Origin of the sequence: Caulobacter sp. SLTY (genome assembly GCF_009905535.1) — a bacterium.
In the GTDB taxonomy this organism is placed as follows: domain Bacteria; phylum Pseudomonadota; class Alphaproteobacteria; order Caulobacterales; family Caulobacteraceae; genus Caulobacter.
The window spans coordinates 1-21,029 of sequence record NZ_JAAALA010000005.1; the positions used below are offsets into that span (position 1 = coordinate 1).

The window sequence follows — 21,029 nt, forward strand, 5'->3', positions numbered from 1 at the left end:
CCCGAAGGCCTGGAGCGGCTGGTCCGCAAGTTCGACCCCGTGGAGCGCGACTTCCGCAACCGCGCCCTCGGCCGGGCCGGGGAGGAGTTGGTCCTCAACACCGAGCGCCGCCGCCTGACCGACGCCGGCGCCGGCCGGCTGGCCGATGAGGTCCGCTGGGTCGCCGACCTGGATGGGGACGGGGCCGGCTACGACATCCTCTCCTTCGAGCCCGACGGCCGCCGCCGCCTCATCGAGGTCAAGACCACCACCGGCGTCGCCACCACCCCCTTCTTCCTGACCCGCAACGAAGAGGCCTTCGCCCGCGAACGCCCGGACGAGTTCCGCCTGGCCCGCGTCTACGACTTCGCCGCCGCCCCCCGCATGTTTGAACTGACCCCGCCCCTGACCGACCACGTCCGTCTGGAAACCGAAACCTGGCGCGCCGGTTTCAGCTAGCAGGGGACTGGTTCGCCGCGCCCCCAACCCGACCGACCGTCCCCGACAGTCGAACGGCGTACCTGTCCCCGATCCACACCGTCGGCCCGGACCGCCTCGCCCCCGCCGCCTGAGCCCATCGGGGACAGGTACGCCGCCCGACGCCGACGCGACCCCCCTCACGCAGCGGGCGCGGCGAACCAGTCCCCACAGCGCTTGCGCGACGACCCCTTGGCGGCGCCGCCCACAGCCCTACCCCTCCACAGGCCCCTCCGGCTCCGGCCCGTATCGCCGCCGCGCATAGCCCAGCAGCACACGGCCGATCACCGTCGTAAACAGCCAGACCGCGCACCCGCCCGCCGCCAGCCACAGCCCGGCCCAGAGGTCCCCGGCCCGATAGCCCCAGCCAAGCCCGGCAAGGACATCGATCAGGCCCGCCCCGATCCAGGTGCCGACGAACAGCAGCCACAGCACCATGAACCACCGGCCGAACATCACGTTGCGCCGATAGAGCCGGTGGATCGCGCGGCTCTGGTTGCGAAGGTAGCGGGGGTCCTCGTTCATTCGGCGACTGTAGCGCCTGAACGGCCGCCCCCAACCCCGCCGCTAGAGCGCCATCTCCATGGACACTAGATGCGGCATCAACCGCTCGGGGTATTCCTGATACGGCGCGATATGGCTGAACCCCATCGACTCATACATCGAGATCGCCTCGACCAGCCTGTCCCCCGTATCCAGCCGCATCAGCCCATAGCCCTCCTGCCGGGCCAGGGCGATCAGCGCCTCCGATAGCTTGCGGCCGAGCCCGAGCCCCCTCGCGGCGTCGCCCACGTAGAGGCGCTTGAGCTCGCACACCCCGTCGGACAGCCGCCGCAGGGCGCCCCCGGCGACGATCCGGCCATCCATCTCCACCACCATCGTCCGCCCATTCGGCGGGCCGTACTTCACGGCCAGAACCTTCAGCTCCTCGTCCAGCGCCTGATACCCGAACACCTCCTCGACGAACCAGGGCATGTCGGCATACCGCTCACGACACCAGTCGACATACAGCCGGCAGACCGCGCCGAAGCCCTCGTAGTCCGCGCCCGACTCCGCCAGCCGGATCGTGAAACCCGTATCGCCCATTGACCCCGCGCCCCTGCCACAGCGTCCGGACACCCTATCGATAGTCGCCGCCTGTCGCCAAGCGGAGCCGGTGTCAGGGCCGCCGCATGCTGACGCGCAACGCCTCGGCGGCCTTGGCGGTCGCGGGCCAGGTTTCCGGCGATTGGCCAGGCGCGATGTCCAGCATCATCAGCGTGTCCGGGTCGGCCGTCTGGACGAACAGTCGGCAGCTGTCGCCCCCCTGCAACCGCGTGCACCGGGCGATGAAGGTCGGCGCCGTCCGGGGATCGCCGAACGCGTGGTACTGGCTGCCGCGATCGACCCTCATGAGCCCTTTCCATGGATAGGCGCCCGTCGACGGAAATCGCCACCGATTCAGCCGGTCGGCGTCGATGTTCAGCCAGGTGATCTGGGCCGGCCCCCCGCCGTCCGAAGCCTGGCTCGTCAACGCCAAGCCATGGATCGATATCCCAGTCTCCGACGCCGTAAGATGGCGCTGTCCACCCAGGCAGACGATGGCCAGCCCGGCCTGCCGCCCCTGCGATGGATATTGCGGCGCCTTTCCATCAGAGAGCCCCAGGGTCGGCCGAAGCGCCGCCGGGACCTCATAGACCACCGCGCCGACCTTCACCGGAACCGCCGGCATCGCCTCGCAGCCCCGCGCCTCCGATCGCCGGTCGCAACCGGCCGCCGGGACGAGCAGAACACAGGCGAAAAGCACGCCGCCAACGCTCCAAGCCCTGGTCATCGAAACCCCGCAACACGCGCCTGCCACGACGGCTGTCTAGCGCCCGTCGACTGCCAGAAGATGAAGGCGGCCACCCGTGCAGGAGCCAAGCAGGCCGCACCCTCATTCCGTCAAACCTGCTCCCCGCCGGGCGCGACCGCCCCGACGCCTCTTGCCGGCCCGTGCCTCGCGGGCCAGCGTCAGGGTCCATTTCGCGGGGAGGCCGGGGTGAAGTTGATCACACGAGCAACGCTGACGGCGGCCCTCGGCCTGGCGGCCTGCGGCGCGGACGCCAACAGCTTCGAGGTCGAGGTGCGGGACCCCGGCGCAACCGGCGCCGTGCTGAAGGTCTGTCGCAGCGCCGAACTCACCCTCCGCCGAGACGGCGACCGCTTCGTCGCCGCCCACGGCGCAGGCTGCGAGGGGAGCGGCGAGATCCTGGTCTCCTTCGCTGACCGGCCGCCGGTGTCCTGCCCGGTCGGCTACGTCACCCCCGGCCTCCGGCTGGAGTGGCGCTTCATCGTCGAGAACGGCCACTGCCGCGCATTGATCGACCAAGAGCCGGCCGGGGAATGAGCGCGGCGGCGGTCGGGCTGGCGGTGCTGGCGGCGGTCATCCACGCGGTCTGGAACCTGAGGCCGGCCCGGCCTTCATCGCGGTGACCAACGCGGTGATCTGCGTCGCCTACGCCCCCTGGGCCCTCTGGCAGATGCTGCGCGAGGCAGGGGTATGGAGCTGGGCGGCGCCGGGCTGCCTGGCGCTCAGCGCGGTGACCAACGCCCTCGCCTACACCCTGACCCTGCAACAGGGCTACGGCGTCGCCGCCCTGTCGGTGGTCTATCCGGTGGCGCGGGGCAGCGGGCCGGTGCGCCTGGCCGGCTGCGCAGCCATGGTGCCCGGGGTGGCGCTGCTGGCGCCGGGCTGAGCCGAGAGCCGCGCCACCGCCCGCAAATGGGGATTGCCCCGCCCCCGCCGCGCTGCAATCCATGGCCGACCGAAGGGGGAGCTGAACCGATGGGCATCGACCGCCGCGCCATGTTTGCCGGTCTCGCCGGCCTGGGACTGGCCGTGGCCGCGCCGGCCCGGGCGGCCGGTTTCGAACAGCGGGTGGACTACAACCCGCTCACCGACCTGCCCGACTTCATCGACTATGATGATGAGGGATTCATCCTGACCGGCCTCGACCTGGCGGTCGGCGGGACCCCTTCCGCGACCGCCGTCTGCAGCCTGACCGAGGACGCGGTCAGCGCCGGTGTCTTCAATCTCACCGTGCCCGAGATGACCGAGCTTCTGGCCAAGGCCAAGGGGACGACGGCGCGCCTGAGGGCCCTGTGCGCCCAGGACGGCAAGGGCGGGCTGATGGCCCTGGTCGAGGATGGCGGCCGGCCCGGCGCGGAAAGCTGGCATTTCCGCCAGACCGATGCGGAATACCAGGCCCTGGTCGCCGCCGCCGCCCGCGGCGGGCTGGAGCCGGTCTCGATTAGCATCGACAACCACGGCGGCGCGCCGCGCTTCACCACCCTGCTGCGGCGCTCCGCCACCGCCTGGGAAGCCCGGCACGGGCTCAAGGAAAGCGACCTGACCGCGCTCACTCAGGCCATGGCGGCCAAGGGGTTCCGCCTCGCCCGTTCGGTCCCCTATCTGGCCGGCGGCCAGGTGCGCTTCGCCAACCTCTACCGCCCCGCCGGCCGGCATGGATGGCAGGCCTGGGTTCTCGACCATAAGGACATGCTCGCCCGCCAGCAGGCCTTCGCGAACGAGGGGTACGCCCTCCTGCAGGCCATCCCCTTCCAGCTCGGCGCCGGTCCGATGCGGTGGTCGGCGGTCTGGCAGAGGGCGGTCAGCGGGCCGCAGGACCTGTTCTGGGGCAACTGACGACCCCCGCGCGCGCAACGACATACCGCAAATGGGGATGCCGTCCGCGCCCGGTCCGGCGCACGGTCGGCCGGCCCTGAAGGCGAACAGGGACCAGGGCGGCCGGCGCAATCGTCGGCCGCCTTAGGGGGATGGCGGGGCGCGGCCGATGGGGCGGCGGCTCCCCGCACTTTCGCTCCCCCGTCTACCACCCCCCAAGGCACGCTAACCCCTGGCGCCATAGCCAAACACCCGCCGCGATGGGCTCTGGCGGCGGGTGGGTCGGGTTACGATGTTGGTCGCTTCGATAGGCGGCCGGCTCAGCCCTTGACCGCGTACCGCGCATCCCCCGACTGCCAGAAGATGAAGGCGAAGGCGTCGGCGTACTCATCATCCGCCTGCTTGCGGGTGCTGCCGATGCCGTGGCCGGCCTCGAACTCGACGCGCAGCAGCACCGGCTTGCCGGAGCTGGAGGCCACCCGCGTCCGCTCGCTGATTTTCGCCGCCTGCCAGGGCGGCACGCGGGGGTCGGTCATGCCGGCGGTGGCCAGCATGGCCGGATACTTCACCCCGTCCTTGACGCGGTAGTAGCCGTCCATCCCGGCCAGCGCCTTGAAGCCGGCCTCGGTGTTGGGATCGCCGAACTCGTCGAAGTTGGCCGGGCCGCCGGGGGTGAAGCTCATGCGGTAGGGGTTGGAGCTGCCGACCCGGTCGAAGATCACCGCCCACAGGTCCGGGCGCTCGGTCATGCAGTTGACGGCCATGATCCCGCCGGCGGAGGTGCCCTCGACGCTGATCTTTCCGGGCTTGGTCCACCCCTCCTTGATCAGGAACTCGGCGCTGTCGATCACGTCCCGCCAGGTGTTGGCCTTGGTCGCCTTCTGGCCGCCCAGGTGCCATTCGCGGCCATACTCCCCGCCGCCGCGCGCATGCACGGTGACCAGCATCCCGCCCTGTTCGACGAAGGGTAGCAGCCGGGGCGAGAAGTAGGGATCGCTGTTGATCCCGTAGGAGCCGTAGGCGTCGAGAAGCACCACGTTGTCGCCGCTCTTCTTCGCGTCCGGCCGGTGCAGCACCGTCAGCGGCACCTTGGTCCCGTCGCGGGCCGTGGCGGTCATCCGGGTCTGGCGGAAGCCGGACAGGTCGAACGGCGCGGGCGCGGTCAGTTTGGTATCCACCGCCTTGCCGCCGGAAATCCTGTAGATGCTGACCGGGCTCACATAGTTCTGGGTGGCGATGAACAGGCCTTCCTGGCGCGGATCGGCGAAGATCGGCGTCACCGTGCCCTCGATCGGCATGGCGATGTCGCCCAGCTTTCCGTCCTTGCCCAGCAGGCGGACGCGGCCGATGCCGCCGTCCATGTCGATCACGTACAGGCCGTCGGTGGCCCAGTAGATGCCTTGGACGACCCGCTGTCCCTGGGGCACGACCACCTTCGCCTTGGCCACGTCGGGCGCCTTCAGGCTGGTCTTCACCACCTTGTAGCGGGGGGCGTCCTTGAAGGTCAGGAGGTAGGCGTCGTCCCCGTTCACGGCCATGCTGGTGACGCAGGCGTCGCGCTTGAACAGCAGGCTCCACTTCGGCTTGCCGGTGGCCAGGTCGGACACCTTCGTGGTCCAGACCTCGGTCTCCGGGGCCACGCCGGGGATCAGAAGGCCCAACGCCCAGTCGGAGCCCGGGAACAGGACCACGGTCGGAAATTCCTGGTCCTGCACCGCCAGGTCGGCCTGCAGTCCCTGGCCCAGGACGGGCGTATCGGTCTTGGGGTCGGTCCCCAGCCGGTGCAGCAGGCAGCGGCTGCGCAGGAAGTAGGTGGGGTCGCTGGGGGGCAGGCCTTCGCGGCCCAGCTGGTTGTAGATGAAGCCTGAGCCGTCGGGCAGCCAGGCCGGGCTGGCGTACTGGGCGCGCGGGATGCGCAGGTCTGAAACCTTGCCGCTGGCGGTCTCCATCACATGGATGACGCTGTCCTCGCTGCCGGCCTTGCTGATCCCGTAGACTAGGTGCTTGCCGTCGTCCGACGGCTTCCACCAGTCCAGCGAGATGTGGACGCCGTCCTGTTTCTCGGTGTTGGGGTCGATCAGCACCCGGTCCGTGCCGGTCATGCCCTCGCGCACGACGAGGCGGAAGCTGTTGGCCCCCACGGGCCGTTCGTAGATGAACACCCAGGGTCCGGCGATCGCCAGGCTGCGGGTCGCCGCCATCTCTCCGGTCAGCTCGCCGACCCGCTTGGCTAGCGCGTCCCGGCCGGGAATGGCGTCGAACACCGACCGGGCATAGGCGTTGTGGGCCTTCATGTAGGGCTCCCAGTCGGGATCCTTCTCCTTGGCCTCCATCCAGCGGTAGGGGTCGGTCAGGGAGATGCCGAAGGCGGTGTCGGTGGCAGGCGTCAGCTTGGCCGGCGGCGGCGCCTTTCCGGCGAAGGCGAACGCGGCGCCGGCCGGAATGAAGGCGGCTGCGGAGGCGGCGGCCAGCAGGCTGCGGCGGGTCAGGTCGGTCATCGCAAAGTCCCCAGCGCCCGACGTTGGGCGAACAAGCTTCTACCAAGCCTGGCGCCCCTTCAACCGGGAACTGCGGATAGGGTGGCTTTTATCAGCCGGCCGGGCCATGCTCGGCGACAAGTTCAGGGAGCGAACAATGCGTCCTAAAGTGTTGCTGGCGCTGGCCGCCCTGGCCGCGACCGCCTTCGCCCCGGCTGGCCAGCCGGATCCCAAGCGGAACCCCAACCTGCTCAGCGTCGACCTCGACTTCGCGGTCAAGGAACTGTGCGCGCCCTGGCTGGCGGGAACGGCGGACATCGCCGCGCTGACCGACCGCCCCGGCGTGGTCAAGGCCTCGTCCCAGCCGGCCTGGGCCGCCGGCGGCGAGGCCTTCTGGGTCGGCAAGCCGGACCTGACGGTAGCCCTGGCTATCAGCCCGCGCGGCGCCAGGACCTGCACCCTGCGAAGCACCAGCGGCAATCCCGACAAACTGCGCGCTGCGCTCGGCAAGACGCTGGAGGCCTGGCGGGTTCCGCTCACCCCGTCGGTCCACAAATTCCCGTCAGGCGCCTACGCCCGCCGCGACGTCCTGTGCAGTCCCAAGGATGGCCTGCAGGACACGGTGTTGATCAGCATCGGCGCCCCCAATGGCCCGGTCCCGTTGATGGCCACCCTGATGAGCAACAGCCCGCGCGACCCGCGCTGCGACGCCCAGCGCTAGGGCCGCGAATAGTCGATGAGGCCCGGCCCGAACACCGAGGCCACAACCACCGGCCGGCGGTCGCTGATGTCCTCGTCCGGCATCTCGTCGATCTCTTCGGGATAGCGCAGCGTCACCTTGAAGCCGCCGTCCTCAATGACATAGGCCAGGGTCGCCCATTCGCCCTTCGGGTCGATTTGCCGGGCCGCGTCCCAATGGGCCTCGATGATGCTCTCCAGCATCGGCGGGCACAGGCGATAGCGGATGTCGTCCGGCGCCTCCGGGTCGTCGAAGAACAGGTCGGCGGTCAGGCCGTCGGCGTCCATCTCGGCATAGACCAGCAGCTTCGTCGCGGTCTCGTCGGCGGCCTCCAGGGCCAGGCGCCCGATCTCCTGGTGGTAGGGCTCGAGCAGTTCGGTGGTTTCCGGCGTCATGGGCGGAGAGATGGCGCCTGTCTCGGGTGCTGTCGAGGTCAGACGGGGCCGGTCAGGGCCTCGCTGTCGGTCCACAGGCGAGCGCAGGCCTCGTCATCCTGGGCCAGGGCCGAGGGCGGCACGCTCTCCAGACCCCTGCCACGCACAGCGATGTAATCGCCCCGGGCGCCAGCCCAGCGGGGGTCGACCGCCAGTTGGGCCAGAAGCCGGCCGGAGTTGGCCGGCGTGCTGACCCGCTTGCCACGCACCACCAACGGCAGGACGAAGCGGAAGACCAGGGACAGGGGGAAGGGATAGTCCCGGGCCAGACCGGTGCCGGGGGTGAAGCCCGGGTCGAAGGCGGCCACCATCAGGTCCGGTCGCTCGCCCGCCAGGCGCCGCGCCAGTTCCCGCGCGGTCATGACGTTGCAGAGCTTGGACGTCGAGTAAGCGCGGCGGCCCGCCACGCCGGCTGACCGGTCGAGGTCCGGATCGGTCTCCGGGTGAGCCAGTCGGCGGGCGTCGGCGTGCCTGGGCGGGGGCATGCCGGTCTGCTCGGCGGGATCGTGGGTCCCGCTGGCGGTCAGGATGATGCGGCCATCTGGCGCCATGCGCGGCAGCAGCAGGCGAAGGAGAAGATGGTGAGCCAGGTGATTGGCGGCGAAGGTCAGCTCATAGCCCTGACGGCTGCGGCCTCCACTGACGTTCTGCAGCCCGGCGTTCAACAGCAGGACGTCGATCGGCGGCCCCTCCGCGATGCGGGCGGCGAAGGCGCGCACCTGATCGAGATCGGCCAGGTCGAGCGGCTTGAGATCGACCCGGCCGCTGAAGTCGGCGGGCGCCCTGTCCGGCCGGCGCGCTCCGATGGCCAACAGCGCCCTGTCCTTCAGCAGCCGCCTGGCGGCGACCAGGCCGATGCCCGCCGTCCCGCCCGTCATCAAGATCCGCATAGTCCGCTCCATAGGTTGGTCAACCAACCAAATAAGGCGGCGCCGGTTTCAGGGCAAGGGGGCAAGCCAGCGCTGGGCCGCGTCCTCCAGGATCGCGCCGGCCGCGTCGAGCGGGAAGGCCGGGTCGTTCAGCCAGGCCAGCATCACGCCGTCGAACGCCGCCTTCAGCGTGGCGGCCAGCGCCTGGTCGCGGTCATTCGGGGTCGACCGGCCGGCGGCGGCGGCGAAGGTCAGGGCGGTTTCCTCGGTGGCGGCGGCGTTCAGGTCCCGCAGGACAGCGGCGAGGCCCGGGTGGGTCAAAGCCTGGGCGGCGAAGGCCAGGCGCACGCGAAAGAAGTCGGCGTCCGCCTCCACCCCGCTCCGGGCGTCGGCGAAGAAGGCGGCAAGCTGGCCGCCCGGCGGGGTGACGGCGCGCCGGCTGCGCACCCGCTCACGATAGGCCTCGAGCGAGCGGCGCAGGGCCGCCTCCAGAAGGGCGTCCTTGGTCGGGAAGTGGTAGTGCATCAGCCCCGGCGTGATCCCGGCTTCGGCGGCGATGGTCTTGACGCTCGCCGCCTCCAGACCCTCGCGGGCGACCACGGCAAAAGCCGCCTCGATCAGGCGCTCGCGAGTCGGATTGCGCTTGGCGGGGGTCGGTGCGGCGGTCATGCCCCACGATGCCCCAAGCCGCCTTGGCGCAAAAGGCCGGCTCTGACGCAACGGCGCCCTTTACGGTGCGGCCGTCGCCGGGCGACCCTGGCGCCATGACCGCCCCCCAACCCCTCACGCCTTTTGAAGGCATGGACATCCGCAGCCTGATCGACGCCCGCGCCGCCTGGCGCGGCGACCACCCGTTCCTGGTCTGGGAGCCGTTCGAGGGCGAGGGGCGGACCTGGTCCTATTCGCAGTTCCGTGGGGCCGTGCGCCGACTGGCGGCGGGACTGCAGGCGCGGGGCGTCGGCGTCGGCGACCGGGTCATCGTACATCTGGAGAACTGCCCGGAGTCGGTCATCGCCTGGCTGGGCTGCGCCTACGCCGGCGCCGTGCCGGTGACCACCAACACCAAGTCCAGCCTCGACGAGGTGCGATACTTCGCCCAGCACAGCGGTGCGGTCGGGGCCATCACCCAGCCGATGCTGGCGACCCTCGTCCGCGAGGCCGCGCCGGACCTGGCCTGGATCGTGGTCACAGATAACGACAGCGGCGATCCCGCCACCGCTGAAGGGTTCGAGCCCTTCGCCGCCCTGAACGCCGATCCCTCAGCACTGGCCGACCGGCCGCACGACCCTTGGGCCCACTTCGGCATCCAGTACACCTCCGGCACCACCGCCCGGCCCAAGGCGGTGCTGTGGACCCACGCCAACGCCCTCTGGGGAGGCAAGCTGTGCGCCGCCAACGAGGGGTTGGTCTCCTCCGACGTCCATCTGGTCTACCTGCCGCTGTTCCACACCAACGCCCAGGTCTACAGCGTCCTGGCCGCCTTCTGGGCCGGGGCCACGGCCGTGCTGATGCCCAAGTTCTCGGCCAGTCGCTTCTGGCCAGTCTCGCTCAAGCACGGCTGTACCTGGACCTCGATGGTCCCCTTCTGCCTGAAGGCCATCGCCGGCCAGCCGGTGCCGGCCCACAGCTACCGCAACTTCGGCAACGGCATCTGCGACCCGGCGACGGACAAGCTATTCGGGGTGAAGACGGTCGGCTGGTGGGGCATGACCGAGACCATGACCCACGGCACGGTCGGCTCCCCCACCATCCCCGACGCCCCGATGTCGATGGGCCGCCCCTCGCCCGCCTACGACATCCATGTGGTGGCTGAGGACGGCGCCCCGGTGAAACCCGGCGAGACCGGCGACCTCTTGGTCGGCGGCGTCCGAGGCGTGTCGCTGTTCCTGGAATACGCCTCCGATCCGGAGGCCACCGCCAAGGCCTTCACCCCGGACGGCCTGTTTGTCACCGGCGACCGGGTGCGGCTGGGCGAGGACGGCTACCTCTACTTCGCCGACCGCTCCAAGGACATGCTCAAGGTCGGCGGCGAGAATGTCGCCGCCTCGGAGATCGAGCGGGTGATCGCCGGTGTGCCTGGTGTGGGGGAGGTGGCGGTGGTCGCCAAGCGCCACCCGATGCTCGACGAGGTCCCGGTTGCCTTCGTGATCGCCCCCGCTGGCACAGAGGGGCTCGAGGCGGCGATCCTGGCCGCCTGCACGGGTCAGCTGGCCAGCTTCAAACAACCGCACGAGGTCCGCTTCGTCGACAGCTTCCCGCGCGCCACCCTGGAGAAGGTGGCCAAAGCCGAGCTGCGCAAACTGCTGTTGGAATAGGCCGGCGCGGGGGGACCGGTCGCGAACCAAAGGGGCGACCCGAAAGGGGAGTGAAGGGCGACCCAGCGCCCGTCCGCGGCCTCATCCTTCCTGCCCTGCGCCGGATGGCGCTTGGGCGGTCCTCCCCCCGCGGCCTATGGTGGCGTCAGGTTGGCGCCGCGATTGTTGAGCAGGGCCCGGGCCGCGCCGTCGATCTCCAGCCGCACCTGCCGATACAGGCTCAGCCAGCGCCAGATTTCCCAACCCAGCACACCCGCGCCGCCCATCCACAGCAGCGTCCCAAACCAGCCGAGCCCATCCCGGGTGGTGAACAGCATCAGCACCAGCAGGGCGATCCAGGCGATCAGCCCGATCTTGATGAAATGCGACAGGATCAGTTTCACGCGCTGCGGAAAGACCTGATGCTTGCCGCTGGTCAGGTTGACCAGCGCCATCGGATAACCCCGGCCGGTACGCTGTGGCCCGGCATAGACGACCGCGACGCTGTGGCCCTCGCGCACCCCGAAGTCGATGTCGGGAAATTCGGCGTCGAATTCCTCGCCGTCCGCCTGCTGAACGAACAGGCGCTGCAGGTGGGTGGAGGAGGTTGAGACCGTCGTGCGGGTGGTTGGGGCCACATAGTAGTTGCCACCCGATGTGCTGGTCGACGCGGTCGTGGATGTGGCGGTCCGGCCCTGGTTGCCGACCACCGTGCCGGTCTTGGTGAAGATGCCCAGCTCTTCGAAACGTCTGATCTTGCCGACCTTGCCCATGGCCCTTCGCCCTCCGCGCTGAACGGCGGCCGCCCGAACCGGATCGCCACCTTATGTCGGCAGGAAGACCGAACGCGGCTCTGCAAGTCTTGATGAGGTTCTCAAGAATTTCTAAAGCCGATGGCGATGGGGAGTGTCATGCGTAACAGTAGCTCATCGCGCCGCCGCCGCCGGCGCTGGACCTTCGCCGGGGCCGAGTTCGACGAGGCCGGCTGGACCCTTCGGGTCGATGGCCGGCCGGTGGCCCTTGAGGGCAAGCCGCTCGAACTGCTGCATGAACTGCTGCTCCGCGCCGGCGAGGTGGTCACCAAGGACGAGCTGCTCGACGCGGTCTGGGCCGGCGTCTCGGTCGTCGAGGGCTCGCTGCCCACCGCCATCTCCAAGCTGCGCAAGGCCCTGGGCGGCGAGCATGGCGAGGTCATCGAGACCGTGCCGCGGGTCGGCTACCGCCTGACAGCGCCCGTTCGCATCGACAGCATCGACGCCCCGCTCAGCCCCCGCTTCAGCTTCAGTTCCGGCGACGGCGTCCCCGGGCGGGCGCAGTGGGTGCTGGATCGGCCTCTGGGGGATACCGGGGCCGACGATGTCTGGCTGGCCCGCCACGGCAAGACCGGCGAGCCACGCGTCTTCAAGTTCGCCGACGCCCCCGACCGGCTGCGGGCGCTCAAGCGCGAGGCGGCCCTGTCCCGGGTGCTTTTCGCCGGGCTCGGCCCCAAGGCGCCGCTGCCCGCCCTGCTGGAATGGAACTTCAACGCCTCGCCCTATTTCCTGGAGTACGCCTACGGCGGTCGCGACCTGCTGGCCTGGGCGGCGGACGCCGGCGGGTTGGCGGCCATTCCACTGGATCGGCGCCTGGCCGTGGCGGCCGACCTTTGCCGCGCCGTGGCCGACGTCCATGGCCTGGGCGTGCTGCACAAGGACCTCAAGCCCGCCAACATCCTGATCGGGGACGATGAGCGGGTCCGACTGGCCGATTTCGGCAGCGGCCGGCTGCTGGACGACGCGGTTCTCGAGAGCTTTCGGATCACCGACCCGGGGTCCCTGGACAGTGACCTGGGCAAGGACGAACCCCGCTCCGGCACCCGCGCCTACCGCGCGCCGGAACTGACCGGTGACGCCGCCCCGACGATCAAGAGTGACATCTATGCGCTCGGCCTGATCCTCTGCCAGCTGGCCGCTGGCGACTTCGACAAGACCCTGGCTCCCGGCTGGGAGGCGGCGGTCGCCGACCCGCTGCTGGCCGAGGACATCCGCTTGGCCGCCGAGGGAGATGCGGCCCGCCGGCTGGGCAGCGCCGGGGAACTGGCCGACCGCATCGCCAGGTTGGACGAGCGCCGCGCCGCTGCGGAAACCGCCGCCGCCCAGGCCGCCTTCCTGGCGCAGCAGACCCGCCTGGCTGAGCAACGGCGCCAGCGCCGCCCCTGGGTCCGCGCCGCCGCGGCCAGCCTGGCCATCGGCCTGGTCGCCTCGACTAGCTTGGCCATCTACGCCTGGGTCCAGCGCGACCGCGCCGTGGCGGCCCGCGCGCTGGCCGACACCGGCTACAGCTTCATCGCCGAAGACATCCTGGCCAGCCCAGACCCCACCAAATCCAGCGCCGAGGAGACGGTGCTGGAGGCCATCAAGCGGGCCAGCGGCAACATCGATCAGCGCTTCGCCGGCTCCCCCGCCATCGCCGCCCGGCTGCACCTGTCCGTCGCCCGCGCCTTCCACCAGCGGGGCGACTTCGACACCGCCCGCGCAGAATACGCCCGCGCTGACCGGCTGTTCGCCCAGTCCGGCGAGGAGGACAGTGACGATGCGGCGCTCGGCCGGCTGAACCGCATCCATATGGAGGCGACCACAGGCCAGCCGGATCGAATAGCGGAGGCCGCCCGCCTGCTGGCGCAGGAACGCCAGCGGCTCGGCGAGCGCGGCGAGGCGGGCAGGGTCGGCTTCGCGCTCGCCCAGGCCGAGGGCGCCCAGGCCTACATGACCGACATCGAGGCGTCGGAGCGCGCCTTCGCCCGCGCCGTGCGGATCGGCGAGGCGCCGGCATCGGGCGTGTCGCCTGGCCAGCTGCTCAAGGCCAAGTCTTCGCGGGTCCTGACCCTGATGCGGCTCGGCCGGGCCAAGGAGGCCGAGCCTCTCGCCCGGGCGGTCATCACCCAGTCGGAGCAGGTCCGCGGAGCCGACCATCCCGACACCCTGGTCACCCGCCAGCACTGGCTGAACAGCCTTTCCATGCTCGGCCGCCATGAGGAGGCCCTGAGCGCCAGCACCCCGCTGCTGACCGCCATGCAGGCCCGCTTCGGTCCGCAACACCGGTTCACCCTGGCGCTGCGCTCGACCCGGTTCGAGAGCTACGCTGCCCTCGGCCGCCACGGCGAGGCGGCCCGCGAGGCGGAGCAGGTCTGGCGCGGCGCCTCGGCCCAGATCGGGCCGGCCTCGCACCAGGCCCTGGTCGGGCAGATCGACTACGCCTCCGCCCTCTGCCTGACCGAGCGGCGCGTGAAGGGAGCGGCCGTCGCCCAGGATGCGCTGGCGACGGGCATGCGGGCCTTCGGCGCCGACCACCCCCTGACCCATACCCTCCGCTACTTCACCGCCGAATGCCTGATCGCCAACCGCCGCCATCCAGAGGCCGGGGCGCTGTTGGGGGCCGTGGACCGCCGCAAGTTCGTCGAACTGACCGGCCGGCCCGAGTACGCCGCGATGGTCGATCTGGCGCTGGCGGAGGTCGCCCTGGCGCGGGGCGACCGGCCGGCGGCGGCGCGATCCTTGGCCGTGGCCGAGGCCGGTCTGAACGGGACGAAGGATCCAACCGCCAAGGCGCGGGCAGAGGCCGTGCGTCGGACGCTGGCGGCGCGGTAGGTCAGTCGAGACCGAACTGGGAGCTGTCCAGATCGACCAACACACCGCCGGCCATGCCGCCAAGGTCGTCGGGCCGAGCCAGCTCGATGCTGTAAAGCAGGCGGCCATCGGCTGCTCGTCGGATCGCCATGATGACGCCGGCTTCGCCCGCCCTCACGCCGGCGTCCGGAACATCGACCAGCACCGTGACGCCGTCGAGTTCCTGCGGCAGCATCAGTTATCGTCCATCTTCAGCGCGGCGATGAACGCTTCCTGCGGGATCTCGACCTTGCCGAACTGGCGCATGCGCTTCTTGCCGGCCTTCTGCTTGTCCAGCAGCTTGCGCTTGCGCGAGGCGTCCCCGCCGTAGCACTTGGCCGTCACGTCCTTGCGCAGGGCCCGCACGGTCTCCCGCGCGATGATCCGGCCGCCGATGGCCGCCTGGATCGGGATGACGAACATGTGCTGGGGGATCAGCTCCTTCATCTTCTCGACCATGCCCCGGCCGCGCTGCTCGGCGCGAGCCCGGTGGACCAGCATGGCCAGGGCGTCGACCGGCTCGGCGTTGACCAGGATCTGCATCTTCACCAGGTCGCCGGCCCGGTAGCCCTCGATCTGGTAGTCGAAGCTGGCGTAGCCCTTGGAGATAGACTTCAGTCGGTCGTAGAAGTCGAACACCACTTCGTTGAGCGGCAGGTCGTAGACCAGCATGGCCCGGCTGCCGACGTAGCTCAGCTCCCGCTGCTCCCCGCGCCGGTCCTGGCACAGCTTGATCACCCCGCCCAGGTACTCGTCGGGCGTCAGGATGGTGGCCTTGATCCAGGGCTCGCTGATCGTCTCGATCTTGGTTGGATCGGGCAGGTCGGCGGGGTTGTGCAGCTCGATCTCGCCGCCCCCGTGGGTCAGGGCGATCCTGTAGACCACGCTGGGCGCCGTCGCGATCAGGTCGAGGTCGAACTCGCGGCTCAGCCGTTCCTGGATGATCTCCAGGTGCAGCAGCCCCAGGAACCCGCAGCGGAAGCCGAAGCCGAGGGCGGCGCTGGTCTCCATCTCGTAGCTGAAGCTGGCGTCGTTGAGGCGCAGCCGGCCGATGGCGGCGCGCAGATCCTCGAAGTCCGCGGCGTCCACCGGGAACAGGCCGCAGAACACCACCGGCTGCACTTCCTTGAACCCGGTCAGGGCGGCGGCGGTGGGCTTCTTCTCGTCGGTGATGGTGTCGCCGACGGCGGCGTCGGCCACCTCCTTGATCTGGGCGGTGAAGAACCCGACCTCGCCGGGACCCAGGCTCTCGACCGGGGTGTTCTTGGGCAGGAAGACGCCGACCCGGTCGACCAGATGGCTGGCGCCGGCGTTCATCATCTTGATCCGCTGGCCGGCCTTCAGCGTGCCGTCGAAGATCCGCACCAGCACGATGACGCCCAGGTAGGCGTCGTACCAGGCATCGACCAGCAGCGCCTTCAGCGGCGCGTTCGGGTCGCCCTTGGGGGCAGGCAGGCGGGTGACGATCGCCTCGAGCACCTCGGTGATGCCGATGCCGGTCTTGGCCGAGCACTCGACCGCGTCGCTGGCGTCCAGCCCGATGACGTCCTCGATCTGCGCCTTGACCCGCTCGGGCTCGGCGGCCGGCAGGTCGATCTTGTTGAGGACCGGCACGATCTCGTGGTTGTTGTCGATGGCCTGGTAGACGTTGGCCAGGGTCTGGGCCTCCACCCCCTGGCTGGCGTCGACCACCAGGATCGAGCCCTCGCAGGCGGCCAGGCTGCGGCTGACTTCGTAGGCGAAGTCGACGTGCCCGGGCGTGTCCATCAGGTTCAGGATGTAGGTCTCGCCATCCTTGGCCTTGTATTCCAGGCGGACGGTCTGGGCCTTGATGGTGATCCCGCGCTCCTTCTCGATCTCCATGTTATCGAGGACCTGCTCGGTCATTTCGCGCGCGGTCAGGCCGCCGGTCTGCTGGATCAGACGGTCGGAGAGGGTGCTCTTGCCGTGGTCGATGTGGGCCACGATGGAGAAGTTGCGGATCTTGTCGATGGGCGGGGTGGTCATGGTGGGGCGCGTCTAGCACAAAACGCCGCGCGTGCGAGACCGCGCTTGTGGGGCAGGTTTTCCCGGCCCTGCTGTCGGATTGTCGCAACAGCCTGCGTCCTTGGACCATGAGTGGGGTCTTTCGCAGTTGCGAAAGCCCGACGAAGGCCTAGATACGCCCACGACTGCACAGACTGGGGAGTTCAACGTGCGCGTCTTCACCGACCGGCACAGCCGGGCCCGGATCGTCCTGCTCGCCCTGGTCATTGCGGCGGCCCCTCTGGCTGCCTGCGGCAAGAAGGAAGAGGCCCCCAAGTCGAAGCCGGCAATGACCGTGACGGTCGCGACGGCCACGCCCCAGACCCTGCCGCGGCGGGTGGAGGTGACCGGCACGGTCACCGCCTGGAACGAGGTGATCGTCGGGGCCGAGACCGGGGGCTTGACCGCCGTGCAGGTGCTGGTCGACGAGGGTGACTGGGTTCGCCAGGGCCAGCTGATCGTCAAGCTGAACGACACCCTACAGCGGGCCGCGCTGCGCCAGGCGGACGCCCAGGTGCAGTCGGCGCGGGCCACCCTGGCCGAAGCCGAGGCGGCGCTCGGCCGCTCGCAGCAACTCAAGGCCCAGGGTTATCTCTCCCAGGCGGCGCTGGACCAGGCCCTGGCCCGGCAGCGCACGGCCTCGGCCGGTCTGGCGCAGGCGGAGGCCGCGCGGGCCTCGGCGGCGGCCCAGTTGGAACAGACCAACCTACGCGCCCCGGTCAGCGGCCGGGTGTCCAGCCGCACGGTGGTCAAGGGCCAGATCGTCCAGCCCGGCGCGGAGCTCCTCCGCCTGGTCCGCGACGGCCGGCTGGAGCTGGCCGGCGAACTGCCCGAGGCGCAGCTGAACCTGGTGCGGTCCGGCATGCCGGCGACCATCACCGGCGATGAGGGCGGGGAGACCTCCGGGGTCGTCCGCCTGGTCACGCCCCGCGTCGACGCCCAGACCCGGGTCGGCCTGGCGCGGGTCAGCCTCGGCTCTCCCGGCAGCTTCCGGCCGGGGATGTTCGCCAAGGCCAGCATCGATGTCGGCGACCAGCCGGCGCTGGTCACGCCGCAGAGCGCGGTGGTCTTCCGGTCCGGCAAGCCCGGCGTCTATGTGATCGACGCCAAGGGTGACGCCCGCTTCCGCGAGGTGGCCACCGGCGCCCGGGTCGGGACCCAGGTGGAGATCGTCTCGGGCCTGCGCGAGGGCGAGCGGGTGGTGGTCAGCGGCGCGGGCTTCCTGGCCGACGGGGACCATGTCCGGGTGGTCGCCGCCCAACCCAAACCCCAACCCTAGGCGAAGCCGATGTTCCGCAACATCTCCGCCTGGTCGATCAAGAACCCGATCCCGGTCGTCCTGCTGTTCGTCATCCTCACGGTGGCGGGGATCCAGGGCTTCCTGCAGATGCGGGTGAACAACTTCCCCGACATCGACTTCCCGCTGGTCGTGGTCAGCGCCGGCCAGCCCGGCGCCGCGCCGCCGGAACTGGAGACCCAGGTCACCCGCATCGTCGAGGATGCCATGACCGGACTCCAGGGTGTGCGCCACGTTCGCTCGGTCGTCGGCGACGGCTCCAGCAGCACCTCGATCGAGTTCGAGATCGGCACCGACCTGGAAAAGGCAACCAACGACGTGCGCAACGCCGTCGCCTCCATTCGGGCCGACCTGCCGCAGGATATTCCCGAGCCGATCGTCACCCGCATCGACATCTCCGGACAGCCGCTGATCACCTACGTGGTGCGGTCCGGCGCGCTCAATCCCGAGGAGCTGAGCTGGTTCGTCGACAACGATGTCTCCAAGCGGCTGCTGGCCATCGACGGCATCGCCCAGGTTACGCGTGAAGGCGGGGTGAGCCGCGAGATCCGCGTCCAGCTGGATCCCAGCAAGCTGGCGGCGCAGGGCGTCACGGCCGCCCAGGTCAGCCAGACCCTGAAACAGATCAACGCCGACCTTCCCGGCGGCCGGGCCACCCTCGGCGGCGAGGAGCGGGCGATCCGCACCCTGGGCGGCGCCGACACGGTCGAACAGCTGGCCGATAAGCGGATCGCGCTCGGTGGTGGCCGCAGCGTGCGGCTGGGCGACCTGGGCGAGGTCAGGGACAGCTGGACCGAACCGCGCATCCGCGCCCGCTTCAACGGCGAGGAAGTCGTCAGCTTCTCCATGCTGCGCACCCGCGACGGCAGTGAGGTCAAGGCCGGCAAGGCGGTGCGCGAGGCGGTCGCCAAGCTCGACGAGGAACGCAAGGACTTGCAGATCGAGGAGGTCACCTCCACGGTCCAATACGTCGAGGAGAGCTATTTCGCCTCGGTCGAGGCCCTGCTGCTGGGCGCCCTGCTGGCGGTCGTCGTGGTCTGGCTGTTCCTGAGGGACTGGCGGGCGACCTTCATCACCGCGGTGGCCATGCCGCTGTCGCTGATCCCCACCTTCGCCATCCTTGCCCCGCTGGGCCAGAGCTTCAACGTCGTCACCCTGCTGGCGCTCAGCCTGACGATCGGCATTCTCGTCGACGATGCGATCGTGGAGATCGAGAACATCGTCCGGCATATGCAGCAGCATAAGCTGAAGCCCTACGAGGCGTCGATGGAGGCGGCCGACGAGATCGGCCTGGCGGTGGTGGCGACCACGGCGACCATCGTGGCGGTGTTCGCGCCGGTCGGCTTCATGCCGGGCGTGGTCGGGCAGTTCTTCAAGAGTTTCGCCCTGGCCGCCTGTGTCTCGGTGCTGTTCAGCCTGGTGGTGGCGCGGATGCTCACCCCGCTGATGGCCGCGTACATGCTGAAGGCCGACAGCGGCCCCAAGGAGCACAAGGACCCGTTCTGGATGGACGGCTACCTCCGGGCCCTGGCCTGGGGCATGCGCCATCGCAAGACCTCGTTCGCGGCGGGGACCGCCTTCCTGATCCTGTCGGGCGTGGTGGCCAGCCAGGTGCCGGCCGAGTTCATCCCGGCCGGGGACCAGGGCTACAGCGCCATGAGCGTCGAGCTGCCGCCGGGGGCGACCCTGGAGGAGACCGACGCGGTGGTCATGCGTATCTCGGAGATGCTGAAGGCCCGCCCCGAGGTTAAGAGCGTCTACGGCGGCGTCGGCGCCGGTCTCGCCGCCACGGGTCCGGGCGGCTCGGGCTCGGCCATGAGCGATGTCCGCCGCGCGGCGGTAACCGCCAACCTGGTCGACAAGGGCGACCGCAAGCTCTCCCAGCAGGAATTCGAGCGGGAGATGGCCCAGCAGTTCGCGGCCATCCCCGGCGTCCGGATCCGCTTCGGCGTGGACGGCAGCCAGCCGCTCTATAACGTCACCCTGGCCAGCGATGATGGCGCGGCCCTGCTGAAGGCGGCGCGGGACGTGGAGACCCAGATGCGGGGCCTTCCGGGCCTGGCCAATGTGGTCAACACCGCCGACATCGCCCGGCCGGAAATCCTGGTCGCGCCCAAGCCGGACGTCGCCGCCCGCATGGGGGTGTCGGCCAACGACATCAGCCAGGCGGTTCGCGTGGCGACCCTGGGCGACATCGACCAGCTGCTGCCCAAGTTCAACCTGGGCGACCGCCAGATCCCGATCCGCCTCCGCCTGACCGAGGAGGCGCGCGAGGACATCTCGGTGATCGAGAACCTGCGGGTGCCCACGGCTTCCGGCGTGTCCGTGCCGCTGTCGGCGGTGGCCAACATCACCTACGGCGCCGGCCCCAGCCAGATCGAGCGGCTGGACCGCAGCCGCAACGCCACCATCAATGCCGAGCTGGCCGGGATCGCCCTGGGCGAGGCGGACCAGCAGGTCAAGAAACTGCCGGCGATGAATAACCTGCCTCCGGGGGTAAAGGTGCAGCCCTCCGGCGACGTCGAGGCGTTCGCCGAGCTGGGCATCGGCTTCCTGACCGCCTTCGTGACGGGCATCCTGCTGATGTATGCGGTTCTGGTGCTGCTGTTCCGCAGCTTCATCCACCCGATCACCATCCAGATGGCCCTGCCGCTGGCCCTGGGCGGGGCCTTCTTCGCCCTGCTGATCTCCAGCACCAACCTGTCCATGCCGGCCCTGATCGGCCTGCTGATGCTGATGGGGATCGCGGCCAAGAACTCGATCCTGCTGGTCGAGTACGCCATCGAGGCGCGGATCGCCGGCATGACCCGCTACGACGCCCTGATGGACGCCGCCCACAAGCGGGCGCGGCCGATTCTGATGACCACCGTGGCCATGGGCGCCGGGATGCTGCCGGTCGCCGCCGGCTGGGGCGCGGACGTCGAGTTCCGCCAGCCGATGGCCATCGCCGTGCTCGGCGGCCTGATCACCTCCACCCTGCTCAGCCTGCTGTTCGTGCCGGTGATGTTCACCACGGTCGAGGACCTCGGCGGGTTCGCCGGCTGGGTGCTGAACCGGCGCGGCAAGACATGGAAGCAGCGCAAGGCGGAACTGGGCGCGGCGCCGACCGTCGCGGCCCCGGCGGCGGGTTGAACCAAAGCCCCGAACT

19 protein-coding genes are annotated in these 21,029 nt (G+C 70.1%); 9 read left to right on the plus strand and 10 right to left on the minus strand.

The features are described 5' to 3' along the window. On the plus strand, positions 1-438 hold a 438-nt coding region (locus GVN21_RS03810), incomplete at its 5' end, for a DUF3883 domain-containing protein (protein WP_166573391.1). Positions 439-669: 231 nt separating this feature from the next. Here GVN21_RS03810 and GVN21_RS03815 read toward each other — a convergent pair. The 3 genes from GVN21_RS03815 to GVN21_RS03825 all read right to left on the minus strand — a co-directional run bounded on the left by GVN21_RS03815 (position 670) and on the right by GVN21_RS03825 (position 2,242). Beyond that, positions 670-981, minus strand: a complete 312-nt coding sequence (locus GVN21_RS03815; protein WP_166573392.1) for a hypothetical protein — start codon at positions 979-981, stop codon at positions 670-672. A gap of 42 nt (positions 982-1,023) precedes the next feature. Further along, on the minus strand, positions 1,024-1,542 hold the full coding sequence (locus GVN21_RS03820; RefSeq protein WP_166573393.1) for a GNAT family N-acetyltransferase: 519 nt from the start codon (positions 1,540-1,542) through the stop codon (positions 1,024-1,026). A 73-nt stretch (positions 1,543-1,615) separates the two neighbouring features. Then, positions 1,616-2,242 (minus strand): hypothetical protein, encoded by a 627-nt coding sequence (locus tag GVN21_RS03825; RefSeq protein WP_166573394.1) that lies wholly within the window; start codon positions 2,240-2,242, stop codon positions 1,616-1,618. A gap of 234 nt (positions 2,243-2,476) precedes the next feature. Here GVN21_RS03825 and GVN21_RS03830 point away from each other — a divergent pair, with 234 nt between their 5' ends. The 3 genes from GVN21_RS03830 to GVN21_RS03840 all read left to right on the plus strand — a co-directional run bounded on the left by GVN21_RS03830 (position 2,477) and on the right by GVN21_RS03840 (position 4,123). Next, positions 2,477-2,824 carry a hypothetical protein gene (locus GVN21_RS03830; RefSeq protein WP_166573395.1) on the plus strand — a complete coding sequence of 116 codons (348 nt, stop codon included), beginning with the start codon at positions 2,477-2,479 and terminating at the stop codon, positions 2,822-2,824. 82 nt (positions 2,825-2,906) lie between these two features. Further along, positions 2,907-3,173 (plus strand): hypothetical protein, encoded by a 267-nt coding sequence (locus GVN21_RS03835; protein ID WP_166573396.1) that lies wholly within the window; start codon positions 2,907-2,909, stop codon positions 3,171-3,173. A gap of 89 nt (positions 3,174-3,262) precedes the next feature. Further along, positions 3,263-4,123 (plus strand): hypothetical protein, encoded by an 861-nt coding sequence (locus GVN21_RS03840; protein WP_166573397.1) that lies wholly within the window; start codon positions 3,263-3,265, stop codon positions 4,121-4,123. A 299-nt stretch (positions 4,124-4,422) separates the two neighbouring features. Here GVN21_RS03840 and GVN21_RS03845 read toward each other — a convergent pair whose 3' ends face one another. Then, positions 4,423-6,600 carry a prolyl oligopeptidase family serine peptidase gene (locus tag GVN21_RS03845; protein WP_166573398.1) on the minus strand — a complete coding sequence of 726 codons (2,178 nt, stop codon included), beginning with the start codon at positions 6,598-6,600 and terminating at the stop codon, positions 4,423-4,425. Positions 6,601-6,736: 136 nt separating this feature from the next. Here GVN21_RS03845 and GVN21_RS03850 point away from each other — a divergent pair, with 136 nt between their 5' ends. Beyond that, positions 6,737-7,300, plus strand: a complete 564-nt coding sequence (locus GVN21_RS03850) for a hypothetical protein (protein WP_166573399.1) — start codon at positions 6,737-6,739, stop codon at positions 7,298-7,300. Here the strand turns inward: GVN21_RS03850 and GVN21_RS03855 are convergent. Genes GVN21_RS03855 through GVN21_RS03865 form a run of 3 tightly spaced genes read right to left on the minus strand, consistent with a single transcriptional unit; the run spans position 7,297 to position 9,290 of the window. Further along, complete coding sequence (locus tag GVN21_RS03855; RefSeq protein ID WP_166573400.1) at positions 7,297-7,713, minus strand: hypothetical protein; 417 nt, start codon at positions 7,711-7,713, stop codon at positions 7,297-7,299. The two genes, GVN21_RS03850 and GVN21_RS03855, sit on opposite strands and share 4 nt — an antisense overlap. A gap of 38 nt (positions 7,714-7,751) precedes the next feature. After that, complete coding sequence (locus tag GVN21_RS03860; protein WP_166573401.1) at positions 7,752-8,642, minus strand: SDR family NAD(P)-dependent oxidoreductase; 891 nt, start codon at positions 8,640-8,642, stop codon at positions 7,752-7,754. A 48-nt stretch (positions 8,643-8,690) separates the two neighbouring features. Next, positions 8,691-9,290 (minus strand): TetR family transcriptional regulator, encoded by a 600-nt coding sequence (locus tag GVN21_RS03865; RefSeq protein ID WP_166573402.1) that lies wholly within the window; start codon positions 9,288-9,290, stop codon positions 8,691-8,693. 95 nt (positions 9,291-9,385) lie between these two features. Between GVN21_RS03865 and GVN21_RS03870 the strand changes: the two genes are divergently transcribed. Then, positions 9,386-10,936, plus strand: a complete 1,551-nt coding sequence (locus tag GVN21_RS03870; protein WP_166573403.1) for an AMP-binding protein — start codon at positions 9,386-9,388, stop codon at positions 10,934-10,936. 134 nt (positions 10,937-11,070) lie between these two features. On the opposite strand, the gene GVN21_RS03875 is transcribed toward GVN21_RS03870, so the two are convergent. Then, the gene (locus tag GVN21_RS03875; protein ID WP_166573404.1) at positions 11,071-11,688 is read right to left on the minus strand and encodes a hypothetical protein; all 618 of its coding nucleotides are present in this window, start codon (positions 11,686-11,688) and stop codon (positions 11,071-11,073) included. Positions 11,689-11,826: 138 nt separating this feature from the next. Between GVN21_RS03875 and GVN21_RS03880 the strand changes: the two genes are divergently transcribed. Beyond that, complete coding sequence (locus GVN21_RS03880; protein WP_166573405.1) at positions 11,827-14,541, plus strand: winged helix-turn-helix domain-containing protein; 2,715 nt, start codon at positions 11,827-11,829, stop codon at positions 14,539-14,541. Between the two features lies 1 nt (position 14,542). Here GVN21_RS03880 and GVN21_RS03885 read toward each other — a convergent pair whose 3' ends face one another. Continuing rightward, on the minus strand, positions 14,543-14,755 hold the full coding sequence (locus GVN21_RS03885; RefSeq protein ID WP_166573406.1) for a hypothetical protein: 213 nt from the start codon (positions 14,753-14,755) through the stop codon (positions 14,543-14,545). Continuing rightward, positions 14,755-16,566: a translation elongation factor 4 gene (gene lepA, locus GVN21_RS03890; RefSeq protein ID WP_166573407.1), complete on the minus strand. Its 1,812-nt coding sequence runs from the start codon at positions 16,564-16,566 to the stop codon at positions 14,755-14,757. Before lepA ends, GVN21_RS03885 begins: the two co-directional genes overlap by 1 nt. A 187-nt stretch (positions 16,567-16,753) precedes the next feature. Here lepA and GVN21_RS03895 point away from each other — a divergent pair, with 187 nt between their 5' ends. Both GVN21_RS03895 and GVN21_RS03900 read left to right on the plus strand, forming a co-directional pair. Beyond that, positions 16,754-17,863: an efflux RND transporter periplasmic adaptor subunit gene (locus tag GVN21_RS03895; protein WP_346764216.1), complete on the plus strand. Its 1,110-nt coding sequence runs from the start codon at positions 16,754-16,756 to the stop codon at positions 17,861-17,863. A gap of 9 nt (positions 17,864-17,872) precedes the next feature. After that, on the plus strand, positions 17,873-21,013 hold the full coding sequence (locus GVN21_RS03900; protein WP_166573408.1) for an efflux RND transporter permease subunit: 3,141 nt from the start codon (positions 17,873-17,875) through the stop codon (positions 21,011-21,013). The last annotated feature ends 16 nt before the right edge of the window (positions 21,014-21,029 follow it).